We start from the raw sequence: 15,480 nt of genomic DNA, 5'->3' as shown, positions 1-15,480 counted from the left end.
GGGAAGTACGCCCCCGCCGGTGAGGCGATCACCAGGTAGCGGTACTGGTTGGCCGGGCGCACGCCCAGACCCGGCTCGGTGGCGAAGATGAAGGGTCGCAGGTACAGCGACTCCTCGCCGCGCGACGGCGGCACCCACGTACCGTCGACCGCGATCAGCTGGCGAAGCGACTCGATGAACACATCGTCGGGCAGCTCCGGGATCGCCAGCCGCCGTGCCGAGGACCTCAGCCGGGTGGCGTTCGCCTCGGGCCGGAACGACACGATCGATCCGTCCGCCCACCGATACGCCTTGAGCCCTTCAAACACCTCCTGGGCGTAGTGCAACACGATGGCCGACGGGTCGAGCTCGATCGGCCCGTACGGGACCACCCGTGCGTCGTGCCAGCCCTGCTCGTCGGTGTAGGTGATCGACACCATGTGGTCCGTGTGGTACCGCCCGAACGGCGGATTGGTCATGATCACGGTCCGCTGCTCTTCGGTCGCCGGGTGCGCGCTGCGCTGAACGGTGAAGTCGAGGGGACCGGTGCTCATGCGAGCGATTGTATCCCCGCCCGCTATCGAGTTTTGGCCTCGACGAACGGCGGGTCGACCACCTGACACTCCAGCGGCCGCCCCCGCACGTCCACGGTGACGCGGCTGCCGTTCTCGATGCCGGCAGCGGTGTCGATCAACGCCAGCGCGATGCCGACTTTCAATGTCGGAGAAAAGGTTCCCGACGTGGTGACCCCAACTACGGCATCGCCGTCGAGTACCGTCAACTCCGGCCGCAGCACGCCGCGGCCCGTGGCGCGAAGCCCGCGCAGCAACCGTCGCGGGCCGGCCTGCCTCTCGGCCAGCAACGCGTCGCGGCCCCAGAACGCGTCTTTGCGCCAGCCGACCGCCCAGCCGCAGCGCGCCTGCAGCGGCGAGATGTCCAGCGACAACTCGTGCCCATGCAGCGGGTAGCCCATTTCGGTGCGCAGCGTGTCGCGTGCCCCGAGCCCGGCCGGCTCGCCGCCCGCCGCCGACACCGCGTCGAGGAGCGCGTCGAACACACCGCCGGCGCTGTCCCACGGCGGAAGCAGCTCATAGCCGTGCTCGCCGGTGTAACCGGTCCGGCAGACGCGCACCGGAGCGTCGCCGAACGACGCGTCGACGTAGCCCATGTAGTCCATGTCGGTCGGCAGAGCCAGCCGGCTCAGCACCTGCGCCGAGCGCGGCCCCTGCACGGCGAGCACCGCGTATGACCGGTGCTCGTCCGTCACTGAAATGCCCCGCGGCGCGGCCTCCTGCAGGGCCGCGACAACGGCGGCCGTGTTGGCGGCGTTGGGCACCAGGAAAATCTCGTCGTCGGACACGTAGTAGGCGATCAGGTCGTCGACGACACCGCCGGTTTCGGTGCAGCACAAGGTGTACTGCGCCTTTCCCGGTCCGATGCGCCGCAGGTCGTTGGAGAGGGCGGCGTTGACGAACGCCGCCGTACCGGGGCCGTGGACCAGCGCCTTGCCGAGGTGGCTGACGTCGAACAGGCCGACGGCGGTGCGGGTGGCGTTGTGCTCGGCCACCGTGCCGGCGTAGGAAACCGGCATCAGCCAACCACCGAACTCGGCGAAGCCGGCCCCGAGCTCGCGGTGGCGGCTCTCGAGGGGCCCGTGCTGGATTTCGCTCACGGCGGTCCACCCTAATCCGCGTTGGGACCCAGGTGATCAGGCCGGGTGATTAGGGTGGACGCTCGTGACTGCCTTCAAGCGTGGCTATCAGGCGCCCTCGGTGTCCGTGAGTTCGTCGCTGCCTCGCCGCGGTGCCGGCGACGCGGTCCTGATCGTGCCGGTGGTGAGCAACGACGACGGGCCGAAGGTGCTCGACGCCGAACCGTACCTGGCCGGCGACGCGGTCGCCGAGATCGAGGCCGGGCTGCGCGCGCTCGGCGCAACCGGCGGCGCCGAGCAGCTGAACCGCCTCGTCGTCGGATCGCTGCCGGTGGCCAGCGTCCTGACCGTCGGGCTGGGCGCACGGCGCGACAAGTGGCCGGCCGACACGATCCGTCGCGCGGCCGGTGTCGCAGCGCGCTCACTGGACAGGGTGGGAGCCGTGGTGACCACGCTCTCGGCGCTGGACCTGGCCGCCACGGTTGAAGGTCTGCTCCTGGGCGCCTACCGGTTCTCCGAATTCCGAAGCGACAAGACCGCCCCGAAAGAACCCGGGCTGCGCAAGATCACCATGCTCACCGCAGACACCAAGGCACACACCAAGGCCGAGGCGCAGCGAGCCGCGGCGGTGGCGACCGCGGTGGCGACAACCCGCGATCTGGTCAACACACCGCCAAGCCATCTCTTCCCCGCCGAATTCGCCAGCAGGGCGAGGGCTCTGGGTGAGGCGGCCGGGCTGGAAGTCGAAATCCTCGACCAAAAGGCTTTGGCGCGAGGCGGATACGGCGGCGTGATCGGGGTAGGCAAGGGCTCGTCGCGTCCGCCGCGGCTGGTGCGGCTGATCCACCGAGGTTCACGGCTGGCCGGGAACCCGAACGCCGCCAAGACGGTCGCGCTGATCGGCAAGGGCATCACGTTCGACACCGGCGGAATCTCCATCAAACCGGCCCAGAACATGCACCACATGACCTCCGACATGGGCGGCGCCGCCGCCGTCATCGCCACCGTCGTGCTTGCGGCGCAACAGGAACTGCCGATCGACGTGATCGCGACGGTGCCGATGGCCGAGAACATGCCGTCGGCGACCGCACAGCGGCCCGGAGACGTGCTGACGCAATACGGCGGCACGACGGTCGAGGTGCTCAACACCGACGCCGAGGGCCGGCTGATCCTGGCCGACGCGATCGCGCGAGCAGGCGAGGACGGCCCGGATTATCTGATCGAGACGTCGACGCTGACCGGCGCACAGACCGTCGCGCTCGGCGCGCGCACACCGGGAGTGATGGGCAGCGACGAGTTTCGCGACCGGGTGGCGGCGATTTCGCAGAGTGTCGGCGAAAACGCGTGGCCGATGCCACTTCCCGAAGAGCTCCGGGACGACCTGAAGTCCACGGTGGCAGACCTGGCCAACGTCAGCGGCTCGCGGCAAGCCGGAATGCTCGTCGCCGGAACGTTCTTGCGCGAGTTCGTCGCCGACGGCGTGCAGTGGGCGCACATCGACGTGGCGGGGCCCGCGTACAACACCGGCGGAGCGTGGGGCTACACCGGCAAGGGCGGTACCGGGGTGCCGACCCGCACGATGTTCGCGGTGCTGGAAGACATCGCCGAAAACGGCTGAACTACAAGATCTGTCGGCGGGCCGTGCTGCGCAGCGCCTGGGGCAGCAGCCGCGAGGTGCCGTACAGCAGATAGGCCTCCGGCGTGACGGGGCGGATCGCCTTGTTCCTCCGCACTGCCGACACGATCGCCTTGGCCACCTTGTCGGGGCCGTACCCGCGGGCGGCGAACATCTTCTCGAGCCGGCGGCGACGCGCAGCGACTTGACCGCCCTTCCCCGGGGGTGCGTCGAAGCGCGTGGTGTGCACGATGTCGGTGTCGATGACGCCCGGACAGATCGTCGTCACACCTATTCCAGCGGAATCTAATTCGGCACGCAGGCAATCAGAGAACATGTAGACCCCAGCCTTGCTGGTGCAGTACGCGTTCAGCGACTGCGACGGCGCGTACGCCGCCGAGGACGCCACGTTCACGATGTGACCGCCGGTGCCGCGGTCGATCAGTCGCGGTGCGAACGCGCGGCAGCAGTTGACCACCCCGCCGAGGTTGACGTCGAGGACGCGCTCCCAGTGGTCGGCGGGCGTGTCGATGAACCGGCCCGCCTGCCCGATGCCGGCGTTGTTCACGACGATGTCGGGCACACCGTGCTCCCCGCAGACCTCGCCGGCGAACGCCTCGACGGCGCCGGCGTCGGACACGTCGAGCGTGTAGGCGTGCGCGGCGCCGCCGCGCACTGCGATTTCGGCCGCGGTCTCCCGCACCGTGGTTTCGTCGATGTCGCTGACCACGACCTCAGCACCGAGGCGGGCGAACTCCAGTGCGGTGGCGCGCCCGATCCCGCTGCCAGCGCCGGTGACGGAGACCAGCATGTCGCCGAACGGCGCGCGCTTCCTGCCGACCTGTGCGCGGCGCATCGCGCGACCCGGCGGCCTGCCCTCGATCACGTCGGCCATCTCGCCCACCGCCGCGGCCAGCACCTGCGGGTGCGAGAACGGCGACCAGTGACCCGACCTGATGTCACGGCGCCACAGCCGCGGCACCCAGCGGGACTCGTCGTCCAGCGCGCCCAGCGTGATGGCGGGATCGTTGCTGTGGCCGATGATCTGCACCGGGATGCCGACGTAGTGGTCGCGTGTGCCGTGCGACACCGAGTGAAAGAAGTTGGCGCGGTAGATCTTCAGGCTGTTGGCGGCGTCGCGGTTCACGGATTCCGCGTGGTGGATGCGGTCGTCCGGAATGCCTTCGGCGAGCGCGAGAATCCGCCGCGCCCGGTTCGGCTTGAGTGCCCCCCGCATCACGGCCGGCGCGAGGACCGGCACCGAGAACGCGATCATGTAGGCGAGCTTGAGCACCTGCCTGACCGCCCGCAGGAAGGCGACCGGACGGTGTGGCCGCTTGAGGTTGTCCAAGATGTACGCGACGAGATGGTCGGCGCTCGGAATCGACACCGAGGTGAACGACATGACCCGCTCGCCCGCGTCCGGGCGTTTCAGGTACTCCCACACCCCGACCGCTCCCCAATCGTGGGCGAGCACGTGCACAGACTGATCCGGGCTCAGCGCGTCGATCACCGCCGCGAAGTCCTCGGCGAAATGCGCCATCGCGTAGGCCCGGTAGTCGCCCGGCGCCGTGGACCGCCCGGCGCCGCGGTTGTCATACGTGATGACGCGGAAGCGATCGGTCAGCAGCGGCACGACGTTGTCCCACAAGACATGGGAATCGGGCCAACCGTGGACCAGCACCACCGTCGGGCCGTCGGAACTACCCTGCTCGTAGGCGGCGATCCGGACATCGCCGCTGCTGGTGACGTATCGCTGGCTGCGCTGTGGTGCGGGCATTGTCATAGATCGGCATGGTAGGAGCCGGCGCCGGCAGGCCGACCGCGGGTATCAGCCCTCTTCGAGCAGGCGGCGGCGTCGGGCCTCGTACTCACGCATCCGCTGCGGGTAGCCGACGCGCTGCACGTCATAGACCGGGATGGCGAGCTGCTCCCCCAGCCGGCGGGCCCCGGACGGACCCCCGACACGGCGACGGGTCCACTCACCGTTGCCGGCCACGAGCACCACCGTCAGGTCGGAGAAGTTCGTCTGCGGCTCGACATAGGCCTCCACGCCGTGGCGCGACGCCGCCCACCCGCGCAGGTAGCGCTGGTCGGCCGCCGGCCCGGCATCGGCGCCGTCACGGCGCCCCGTCCGGAATCTGTCGAACAATCCCAATGAGGCTGTCTCCTCGATTACCCCCGTCATCGATAGTGCCATGATGATTCCGGCGTTCCACATGGCCGGCGCACCGGCGACACTGTGCTGTGGTAAGCCAGAGGTCGACCCGTACGACTGATGTGTTCGAGGAGTCAACAGAGATGGCCTTCTCCGTGCAGATGCCCGCACTCGGTGAGAGCGTGACCGAGGGGACCGTGACACGCTGGCTCAAGCAAGAAGGCGACACCGTCGAGCAGGACGAGCCGTTGCTGGAGGTGTCCACCGACAAGGTCGACACCGAAATCCCGTCACCGGCGTCCGGCGTGCTTTCGAAAATCGTCGCCCAAGAGGACGACACCGTGGAGGTCGGCGGAGAGCTGGCGGTGATCAGCGACTCGGGCGAGGCGTCCGAAGCCCCCGCCGAGCAACCGGCGCAGCAACCCGAGCAGGAGAAGCACGCCGAGGAGCCCGAAGCCGAGCAGGAGAAGCAGGCCGAGGAGCCTGAAGCCGAACCCGCGCCGCAACGCGGGGCGCAGCCCGCCGCCCAATCGTCGTCGGGCGGCACGTCCACTCCGGTGCTGATGCCCGAGCTCGGTGAGTCGGTCACCGAAGGCACGGTCACGCGCTGGCTCAAGAAGGTCGGCGACACCGTCGAGGTCGACGAGCCCCTGCTGGAGGTGTCGACCGACAAGGTCGACACCGAGATCCCGTCGCCGGTGTCAGGCACGCTGCTGGGCATCACCGCCGAGGATGACGACACCGTGGCCGTCGGCGGCGAGCTGGCCAAGATCGGCGAGCCCGGCGCGCCGGAGGCGGCGAAAGAACCCGAGCCCGAACCGGAGCCGGAACGCGCTCCCGAGCCGAAGGCGGAACCGCAGCCCGAACCGAAGCCACAGCCGGCCCCCGAGCCCAAGCCGGCACCGGCGCCCGAGCCCGCACCGCAAGCAGCGCCCGCGCCGGCGGCCTCCACCGACTCGGAGGGCGGTCCGTATGTGACGCCGCTGGTGCGCAAGCTGGCCGCAGAGAACAACGTCGACCTGGCGAGCGTGAAAGGCACCGGTGTCGGCGGCCGTGTCCGCAAGCAAGACGTGCTCGCCGCAGCCGAGAAGGCCAAGGCCCCCGCCGAGCCGGAACCGGCCAGGACGGTCCCGGCCGCACCAGCGCCGGCTGCCGCCGCGGCGCCGGCTGCCGCACTGGCGCACCTGCGCGGCACCACCCAGAAGGCCAGCCGCATCCGTCAGATCACTGCGAAGAAGACACGCGAATCACTCCAGGCCACAGCGCAACTCACGCAGACCCATGAGGTCGACATGACGAGGATCGTCGCCCTGCGGGCACGCGCCAAAAACGAATTTGCCGAACGGGAGGGCGTCAACCTGACGTTCCTGCCGTTCATCGCACGCGCCGTGATCGACGCGTTGAAGATGCACCCGAACATCAACGCCAGCTACAACGAGGAAACCAGGGAGATCACCTACTACGACGCCGAGCACCTCGGCATCGCGGTCGACACCGACCAGGGGCTGCTGTCCCCGGTGATCCACAACGCCGGCGACCTGTCGCTGGCCGGGCTCGCCCGCGCGATCGCCGACATCGCCGCGCGGGCCCGCTCCGGTGACCTGAAGCCCGACGAGCTGTCCGGCGGCACGTTCACGATCACCAACATCGGCAGCCAGGGCGCGCTTTTCGACACCCCGATCCTGGTGCCGCCGCAGGCGGCCATGCTGGGAACCGGGGCGATCGTCAAACGCCCACGGGTGATCGTCGACGAGCTTGGCAACGAGTCGATCGGCATCCGCTCAATCAGCTACCTCCCGCTGACCTACGACCATCGGCTCATCGACGGCGCCGACGCCGGCCGGTTCCTGAGCACGATCAAGCGGCGCCTGGAAGACGGGGCGTTCGAGGCCGACCTGGGGCTCTGACGCCGTGCCCGACGCATTGATCGCGATCGCGGGGTCATCCGGCCTGATCGGGTCGGCGCTGATGTCAGCGCTGCGCGCCTCCGACAACCGGGTACTGCGGATCGTGCGCCGCGCGCCGTCCAACGCCGACGAGGTGCACTGGAACCCCGAGACCGGCGAGTTCGACCCCAACACCCTGCGCGGCGTGGACGCCGTGGTCAACCTGTGCGGCGCCAACATCGCCGGCAAGCGCTGGTCGGGGGCTTTCAAGCAGGTGCTGCGCGACAGCCGCCTCACCCCGACCGAGGTGCTGTCGTCCGCCATCGCCGAAGCCGGCGTCCCGGTGCTCGTCAACGCCAGCGCGGTGGGCTTCTACGGCAACGCGCGCAGCCGCGTGGTCGACGAAACCGCCTCCGCCGGAACGGGATTCCTCGCCCAGCTGTGCCAGGACTGGGAAGCCGCGACGCTGCCTGCCCAGCAGGCGGGCGCGCGGGTGGTGCTGGCCCGCACCGGGCTGGTGCTGTCCCCCTCCGGTGGCCTGCTGAGCCGGCTCCGGCCGCTGTTCTCGCTAGGGCTGGGCGCGCGGATCGGCAACGGCCGCCAGTACATGCCGTGGATCAGCCTCGAAGACGAGGTGCGTGCGTTGCTGTTCGCGATCTCACACGAATTGTCCGGGCCGGTGAACCTCACCGGCCCGGCGCCGGTGACCAACGCCGAGTTCACCACGTCGCTCGGCCGCGCGGTCAACCGGCCGACGCCGGTGTTCGTGCCCGGTATCGCCGTACGCGTGCTGCTCGGCGAGTTCGCCGAGGAGGGCCTGCTCGGCGGGCAGCGGGCCATCCCCGCAGCGCTGGAACGGACCGGTTTCCAGTTCCACCACAACACCATCGGCGAGGCGCTGTCATACGCGACTGCTCCGATCAGGCACTAGTACGGTTGTGGTATGCGCTCCATCCGTTCGGCGATGACCCCGATCGAGGTGCGACAGCTGGGCAGCGTCGACTACCGGCAGGCCTGGGACCTGCAGCGCACCCTGGTCGACGCCCGGGTGGCCGGCGGGCCCGACACGCTGTTGCTGCTGGAACACCCGTCCGTCTACACCGCCGGGCGGCGTACACAGCCGCACGAACGGCCAGCCGACGGCACCCCGGTGGTCGACACCGACCGCGGAGGCAAGATCACCTGGCACGGGCCGGGCCAGCTGGTCGGCTACCCGATCATCGGCCTGGCCGACCCGATCGACGTGGTGAATTATGTTCGCCGCCTCGAAGAGTCGCTGATCGCCGTCTGCACGCAACTGGGCCTGTCGGCTACGCGCATCCACGGCCGCTCGGGTGTCTGGGTGCCGGCCGACGGCGCACGGCCCGAGCGCAAGGTCGCCGCCGTCGGCATCCGCGTGCAACGCGCCACCACGCTGCACGGTTTCGCGCTGAACTGCCACTGCGACCTCGGCGCGTTCGGCGCGATTATCCCGTGCGGGATCAGTGACGCGGGCGTTACGTCGCTGACCGCCGAGCTGGGCCGCCGCGTGAGCGTCGACGACGTCCGCGAGCAGGTTGCCGGGGCCGTGTGCGACGTCCTCGACGGCCGGCTCGCACTAGCATCGATACCGTGACCCTCGATCCTCGGAGTGATGTCGCCGGCCCCGCGGCTCCGGGGCCCGATGTCGCCGGCCCCGCGGCTCCGGGGCCCGGCCGCAAACTCCTACGCCTCGAGGTGCGCAACGCTGCCACGCCGATCGAGCGCAAACCCCCGTGGATCAGGACGCGCTTGCGCACGGGCCCGGAGTACACCGAGCTCAAGAACCTGGTCCGTCGCGAAGGCCTGCACACGGTGTGCGAGGAAGCCGGCTGCCCCAACATCTACGAATGCTGGGAGGACCGCGAGGCCACCTTCCTGATCGGGGGCGAGCAGTGCACCCGACGCTGCGACTTCTGCCAGATCGCCACCGGCCGACCCGCCGAACTCGACCGCGATGAACCCTGCCGGGTCGCCGAAAGCGTGCAGGCGATGGGGCTGCGGTATGCGACGGTCACCGGGGTCGCGCGAGACGACCTGGCCGACGGGGGCGCCTGGCTCTACGCCGAAACCGTGCGCCAGATCAAGAAGCTCAACCCGTCGACCGGCGTCGAACTGTTGATCCCCGACTTCAACGGCCGTCCCGACCTTGTCGAGCGGGTGTTCGAGTCGCGGCCAGAGGTGTTGGCGCACAACATCGAAACGGTGCCCCGCATCTTCCGGAGCATTCGCCCGGCATTTCGCTATCAGCGCAGCCTCGACGTGCTGACCGCCGCGCGCGACTACGGCCTGGTCACCAAGAGCAACCTGATCCTCGGCATGGGTGAAACACCCGACGAGGTTCGCGAGGCGCTGACCGACCTGCACCGGGCCGGCTGCGACATCGTGACGATCACGCAGTACCTGCGCCCATCGGTGCGGCATCACCCGGTGGCGCGCTGGGTGCGGCCCGAGGAGTTCATCGAGCATTCGCAGTTCGCGACCGAGCTGGGTTTCGCGGGTGTTCTCGCCGGGCCGCTCGTGCGCTCGTCCTACCGGGCGGGACGGCTCTACGCGGAGACGATCGCCGCCCGCACCCGGACCGGCTGCTGAGCCGGCCGCCGTATCCTTTTGGCATGGCGAAATCCAGCAACCCCTCCGCGACGAAGGCCGCCAAGGCCGAGGCGAAGGCAGCCCGCAAGGCGGCATCCAAGCAGCGCCGAGGCCAGCTGTGGCAGGCATTCCAGATGCAGCGCAGGGAGGACCGGTGGCTGCTGCCGCTGATGATCGGCGCATTCGTGCTGATCGTGGCGGCCGCAGTGGTCGCCGGTTTGTTCATCCACGGCCTCACGATGGTGATGCTGATTCCGCTGGGAGTGGTGCTGGGGGCGCTCGTCGCGTTCATCATCTTCGGCCGCCGCGCGCAGCGATCCGTGTACGGCAAGGCCGAGGGGCAAGCCGGTGCCGCGGCGTGGGCGCTGGACAACCTGCGCGGCAAGTGGCGGGTCACCCCGGGCGTCGCCGCCACCGGCCACTTCGACGCCGTGCACCGGGTGATCGGGCGGCCCGGCGTCATCTTCGTCGCGGAAGGCTCCCCCGCGCGGGTGAAACCGCTGCTGGCGCAGGAGAAGAAGCGCACCGCGCGGCTGGTCGGCGATGTGCCGATCTACGACGTGATCGTGGGAAACGGCGACGGCGAGGTCCCGCTGGCCAAGCTGGAACGCCACCTGACGCGGCTGCCCGCGAACATCACGGTCAAGCAGATGGATTCACTGGAGTCCCGGCTGGCCGCCCTGGGCTCGCGGACCGGCCTGGCCGCGATGCCGAAGGGACCGATGCCGACCGCGGCCAAGATGCGCGGGGTGCAGCGGACGGTGCGCCGACGCTGAGCTTTGCGCTCATCGCCGCCGTTTGCTCTTCGCGCGAGCGCTCATCGCCGCCGCAGCACCGCAGTGCCGGTGAGCCGGTCGTGCAGGCCACGGCCATCGGAGTCGGTGAACAGCGGCGGCACCACGAGCGCGATCAGCAGCCCGCGCGCGACGGCACGGCCGAGGCCGACGTGGCGCCTGCCGTCGACCGACGCGACCATCACACCCAGCACGAACTGGCCCGGTGTGAAGCCGAACAGCCGTACCGCGACCACGCCGAGCACCAGCCACACCGCCAGCACGGCCGTCGACAGGATCGCCGCGCCGTACAGGCCGAAGGACACGCCGAGGGCCGCAAGCCCGTAGGCGATCAGCCAGTCGACCGTAAGCGCGCCGACCCGCCGGCCGAACCCGACCAGCGAGCCGGGGCCGGTCCGCGGCAAACCCAGCCGCTCCCCGGGGTAGCCGGATCCAGGCCCGGAGGGCACCGGTTCGGGACCCGACAGCCAAGATGCGGTTGAGCGCGCCATGACCTAAGGATATGTATGCAACGAGCGTGCTCCGCGGCGACGTCGGAGCCGCTATTGCGTAACGTCAGCGCAACACGCGGTTGACGGGCGTGCAACATCGGGTCCATAGCGTCACACCGCGGGTTACCAAGAGAAGGAGACCACCTACAGTGACCGAAAAGACGGCGGAAGACATCTTCAAGCTCATCAAGGAAGAGGATGTCGAATACGTCGACGTCCGGTTCTGTGATCTGCCAGGTGTCATGCAGCACTTCACGATCCCGGCCTCGGGCTTCGATGACAGCGTCTTCGACGACGGGCTGGCGTTCGACGGATCGTCGATCCGCGGCTTCCAGTCGATCCACGAGTCCGACATGACGTTGCTGCCCGACCTCGACACTGCCAAGATCGACCCGTTCCGAGCCGCCAAGACCCTGAACATCAACTTCTTCGTGCATGACCCGTTCACCCACGAGCCGTACTCCCGCGACCCGCGCAACGTCGCCCGCAAGGCGGAGAACTACCTGAAGAGCACCGGAATCGCCGACACCGCGTACTTCGGTCCGGAGGCCGAGTTCTACATCTTCGACTCGGTGGCCTTCGATTCGCGCACCAACGGCGCGTTCTACGAGGTCGACTCGATCTCGGGCTGGTGGAACACCGGCGCGGCGACCGAGTCCGACGGCAGCCCCAACCGTGGCTACAAGGTGCGCACCAAGGGCGGCTACTTCCCGGTCGCGCCCAACGACCAGTACGTCGACCTGCGCGACGAGATGTGCACGAACCTGATCAACTCCGGCTTCACGCTCGAAAAAGGCCACCACGAGGTGGGCAGCGGCGGGCAGGCCGAGATCAACTACAAGTTCAACACGCTGCTGCACGCCGCCGACGACTTGATGCTGTTCAAGTACATCATCAAGAACACCGCGTGGCAGAACGGCAGAACCGTCACGTTCATGCCCAAGCCGCTGTTCGGCGACAACGGTTCCGGCATGCACGTGCACCAGTCGCTGTGGAAGGAAGGCAGCCCGTTGATGTACGACGAGTCGGGCTACGCAGGGCTCTCCGACTCGGCCCGTCACTACATCGGTGGCATCCTGCACCACGCGCCGTCGCTGCTGGCATTCACCAACCCGACGGTGAACTCCTACAAGCGCTTGGTGCCGGGCTTCGAGGCGCCGATCAACCTGGTGTACAGCCAGCGCAACCGCTCGGCCTGTGTGCGCATTCCGATCACGGGCAACAACCCGAAGGCCAAGCGGCTCGAGTTCCGCTGCCCCGACTCGTCGGGCAACCCCTACCTGGCGTTCTCGGCGATGCTGATGGCCGGTCTCGACGGGATCAGGAACAAGATCGAGCCGCAGTCACCGGTGGACAAGGACCTCTACGAGCTGCCCCCGGACGAGGCGGCGAACATCCCCCAGGCACCGACCTCGCTGTCCGCCGTGATCGACCGGCTCGAGGCCGACCACGAATACCTCACCGAGGGTGGCGTGTTCACGCCTGACCTGATCGAGACGTGGATCGACTACAAGCGGGAGGTCGAGATCCTGCCGGTGCAGATCCGGCCGCACCCCTACGAGTTCGCGCTCTACTTCGACGTGTAGGCCGGTTAACCCTCTGATGACCTGCGGCGATGCTACGAACGCGGCCTCTCGGTCCGCTGTGGGTCCGCAGTAGATTCGACAGAGTCCATCCGTTCCGCGATCACAGCACCGATCGCAGAGCGTGTGGACTCGTCGGCGTCGGGCCACAAGACTGATTCAGCGGCAGCGCCGCCCAGTCCCAGACCTCACTGGCAGTCCGTCTTTCGCGCTTGTGCGCTGTCTCGAAAACGTCAAAGATGAGGCGTGGTCGCGTGCCTGGCACTTCGTCACAGAGTGGCAAACACGATGAAGTGTCGGCCCGGTCCGGAAGTTCCGTAGCCCGGCTACCTCGGGGAATTGCGGGTACGTGCAGTAGTGCTTCATCTCCGAGCCGTGCCGGTCAGTCGAGCGAGAAGGCGCGTGCTGCTTCCTTTTCCAGGTCGAGGTACGCCTCGTCGCTGACGTCGACCGCAACACCGAGAATCGTGCCGCCGGTGAAGGTGCCGGGGTTCTGGTAGTGCTGGCTGACGTTGTCACCGCTGTCGAAGCCGACGCACAAACCGTCGCCGGCCAGGGTGAACGGGCCTGCCTGCGCACGCATTGACGCCTTGGCCGCGGCCTGGTCGTCGACGTAGAGCGTGGTGCTGCCGAGTGATTCACCGTGCTCGCCGGTGGCTTCTCGGACGAACTCCATGCCGAGCGCATGCCTGCCGGGTGTGAGTTCCTCGGATATGAACTCCTGTTCGGGTTTGATGCCGAGGAAGTTGTAGACGTAGTGCAGTTTCTTGTCCTTGATGAATAGCGCATGGCCGCCGAAGCGTGAGCCGTGCGCGAAGAGCACCCCGTTGGAATCGTCGGTGACGTCCACGTCGGCGATGATCTTGTAGGACCGGCCACGAACGTCGACGGCCACGCCACTGGGAACGGGCGCAGTTCCTGGATAGTAGACATACCGGTTCCGCGGTGGCTCGAACTGCGGCCGTTCGACTGCCAGCATCTCGGGGGCGGTGCGGTCATCGAGCGGTAGCACGAAGTTCCTGTCGGCTTCCTCGAACCAGATGTCTATGAGCGCCTGGAGCTTCTCCGGGTGCTCGGCGGCGAGATCCTTGGACTCCGAACGGTCCCCGTCGACGTGGTAGAGCTGCCATCTGTCTTCGTCGAAGTGACCGACCCCGCTAATCGGCGCGTGGATTGCGGCTGCCTTCCAACCGTTCTCCCAGATCCCCCGCGTTCCCAGCATCGCATAGTACTGCCGAGTCTTGGTGGTGGGTGCCTGCGCGTCGTCGAAGCTGTAGCGCATCGACACGCCGTCCATCGGATGCTGCTCGACGCCCCGATAGGTGGCCGGCATCTCCAGACCTGCGACGTCGAGGATGGTCGCCGCAATGTCGGTGGCGTGGTGATACTGCTGGCGCACCTGCCCCTTGGCCTTGATGCCCTTGGGCCAGTGGATCACCAGCGGGTCGCAGGTTCCGCCGGAATACTGCGAGTACCGCTTGAACATCTGGAACGGCGTGGAGAAGGCGACCGCCCAGCCGGTCGGGTAGTGGTTGTAGGTGTCTGGCCCGCCAAGCACGTCAAGGTATTTCAGGTTCTCCGACAGCTCGTCGGGGTAGCCGTTGAAGAATTTGTTCTCATTCACCGAACCGTGCGGCGAACCTTCGCCGGACGCGCCGTTGTCGGCGCAGTACATGATGACCGTATTGTCGAGCTGGCCGGTCTGTTCCAGATAGTCGACGATGCGTCCGACTTGAGCGTCGGTGTACTCCGAGAATCCTGCGAACACCTCGGCCATCCGCGCAAACAACCGCTTCTCGTCGTCATTGAGCGTGTCCCACGGCCGCACCGCATCACCGGGTTGGGCAACATCTTCAGGCAGCGGATTGAGCGGAGTCAGCGCGGTGCCCTCCGGTATCACGCCCTTGTCGACCATGCGTGCCAGCACCCACTCGCGATACGCCTCGTAGCCGTCGTCGAACATCCCTTTGTACTTGTCGGCGAACTCTTTCGGGCTGTGGTGTGGAGCGTGGTTGGCACCGGGACAGAACCACAGGAACCACGGCTTGGACGGATTGGTGGCCTTCTGATCGCGCAGCATCTTCAGCGCCTGGTCGGCGAGGTCCTTCGACAGGTGGTAGCCGTCCTCGGGACCGTAGGGCTGTTCAATGAATCTGTTGTCTTCGACCAGGTCGGGATACCAGTTATTGGTCTCTCCGCCGAGGAATCCGTAGAACCGATCGAATCCCTTCTGCAGCGGCCACTCGGATTTGCTTCCGCCGCTGGACACATCTTCCTCGGGTACGTTGTGGTTTTTGCCCAGCCAGAATGTGCTGTAGCCGTTGTCCTGCAGCACCTGCCCGATCGTCGCGCACTCCGCCGGTAACCGTGCCGCCGCCCCCGGGAAGCCATTCGACCCTTCAGTGATCGACGCGCAGCGGTTCACGTGATGGTTTCGGCCAGTAAGAAAGCAGGACCGCGTCGGCGAGCACAGCGCCGTCGTGTGCCACTGCGAGTACGTCAGCCCATCGTCAGCCAGCCTCTGCAGCGTCGGCATATTGATGCGCCCACCAAACGGCGACCACGACGCCAACCCTGTGTCGTCATACAAGACGACCAGAACGTTCGGCGCTCCCTCGGGTGCACGCTGCAACTCATACGGCGACCAGTCGGCCGTGGAGTCCCGCACGTCCAGCTTGATGACGCCTTCGAAGTCCTCATTCATGATCGTGTC

Annotated in this window: 12 protein-coding genes and 1 pseudogene; 7 read left to right on the top strand and 6 right to left on the bottom strand. The window is 67.8% G+C overall.

The genetic code is table 11. The annotated features are described in order from the left end of the window. Window positions 1–533, bottom strand: a pseudogene (locus VKG81_RS13615) (branched chain amino acid aminotransferase); the annotation flags it as partial. 23 nt (window positions 534–556) lie between these two features. Continuing rightward, complete coding sequence (gcvT, locus tag VKG81_RS13610) at window positions 557–1,651, bottom strand: glycine cleavage system aminomethyltransferase GcvT (RefSeq protein WP_324396707.1); 1,095 nt, start codon at window positions 1,649–1,651, stop codon at window positions 557–559. 64 nt (window positions 1,652–1,715) lie between these two features. Between gcvT and VKG81_RS13605 the strand changes: the two genes are divergently transcribed. Further along, entirely contained in the window at window positions 1,716–3,248 is a 1,533-nt protein-coding gene (locus VKG81_RS13605; protein WP_324396704.1) for a leucyl aminopeptidase, read from the top strand. A gap of 1 nt (window position 3,249) precedes the next feature. On the opposite strand, the gene VKG81_RS13600 is transcribed toward VKG81_RS13605, so the two are convergent. Continuing rightward, window positions 3,250–5,025 (bottom strand): SDR family oxidoreductase, encoded by a 1,776-nt coding sequence (locus tag VKG81_RS13600; protein ID WP_324396719.1) that lies wholly within the window; start codon window positions 5,023–5,025, stop codon window positions 3,250–3,252. 51 nt (window positions 5,026–5,076) lie between these two features. Beyond that, entirely contained in the window at window positions 5,077–5,403 is a 327-nt protein-coding gene (locus VKG81_RS13595) for an oxidoreductase (protein ID WP_324396717.1), read from the bottom strand. 143 nt (window positions 5,404–5,546) lie between these two features. On the opposite strand from VKG81_RS13595, the gene sucB reads away from it, so the two are divergent. Genes sucB through VKG81_RS13570 form a run of 5 tightly spaced genes read left to right on the top strand, consistent with a single transcriptional unit; the run spans window position 5,547 to window position 10,675 of the window. Then, a complete protein-coding gene (gene sucB, locus VKG81_RS13590) occupies window positions 5,547–7,310 on the top strand; it encodes a 2-oxoglutarate dehydrogenase, E2 component, dihydrolipoamide succinyltransferase (protein WP_324396702.1) in 1,764 nt (587 codons plus the stop codon). Window positions 7,311–7,314: 4 nt separating this feature from the next. Next, window positions 7,315–8,220: a TIGR01777 family oxidoreductase gene (locus VKG81_RS13585; RefSeq protein WP_324396701.1), complete on the top strand. Its 906-nt coding sequence runs from the start codon at window positions 7,315–7,317 to the stop codon at window positions 8,218–8,220. Between the two features lie 12 nt (window positions 8,221–8,232). Beyond that, window positions 8,233–8,904, top strand: coding sequence for a lipoyl(octanoyl) transferase LipB (gene lipB, locus VKG81_RS13580; RefSeq protein WP_324396699.1), 672 nt, complete (start codon window positions 8,233–8,235; stop codon window positions 8,902–8,904). After that, a complete protein-coding gene (lipA, locus tag VKG81_RS13575) occupies window positions 8,901–9,899 on the top strand; it encodes a lipoyl synthase (RefSeq protein WP_414685269.1) in 999 nt (332 codons plus the stop codon). The genes lipB and lipA overlap by 4 nt, the downstream gene beginning before the upstream one ends. A 23-nt stretch (window positions 9,900–9,922) precedes the next feature. Next, a complete protein-coding gene (locus VKG81_RS13570) occupies window positions 9,923–10,675 on the top strand; it encodes a DUF4191 domain-containing protein (protein WP_324396697.1) in 753 nt (250 codons plus the stop codon). Between the two features lie 41 nt (window positions 10,676–10,716). Here the strand turns inward: VKG81_RS13570 and VKG81_RS13565 are convergent, their stop codons facing one another. After that, window positions 10,717–11,184 carry an RDD family protein gene (locus tag VKG81_RS13565; RefSeq protein WP_324396695.1) on the bottom strand — a complete coding sequence of 156 codons (468 nt, stop codon included), beginning with the start codon at window positions 11,182–11,184 and terminating at the stop codon, window positions 10,717–10,719. Window positions 11,185–11,333: 149 nt separating this feature from the next. Here VKG81_RS13565 and glnA point away from each other — a divergent pair, with 149 nt between their 5' ends. After that, window positions 11,334–12,770, top strand: coding sequence for a type I glutamate--ammonia ligase (gene glnA, locus VKG81_RS13560; RefSeq protein WP_324396694.1), 1,437 nt, complete (start codon window positions 11,334–11,336; stop codon window positions 12,768–12,770). Window positions 12,771–13,149: 379 nt separating this feature from the next. Here glnA and VKG81_RS13555 read toward each other — a convergent pair whose 3' ends face one another. Beyond that, window positions 13,150–15,471 carry an arylsulfatase gene (locus VKG81_RS13555; protein WP_324396692.1) on the bottom strand — a complete coding sequence of 774 codons (2,322 nt, stop codon included), beginning with the start codon at window positions 15,469–15,471 and terminating at the stop codon, window positions 13,150–13,152. Window positions 15,472–15,480: the final 9 nt, after the last annotated feature.

The sequence above is a fragment of the Mycobacterium sp. genome (genome assembly GCF_035314905.1).
In the GTDB taxonomy this organism is placed as follows: Bacteria; Actinomycetota; Actinomycetes; order Mycobacteriales; family Mycobacteriaceae; genus Mycobacterium.
The sequence above is the reverse complement of the archived record's forward strand: the minus strand, read 5'-3'. Positions and strand labels throughout refer to the sequence as shown.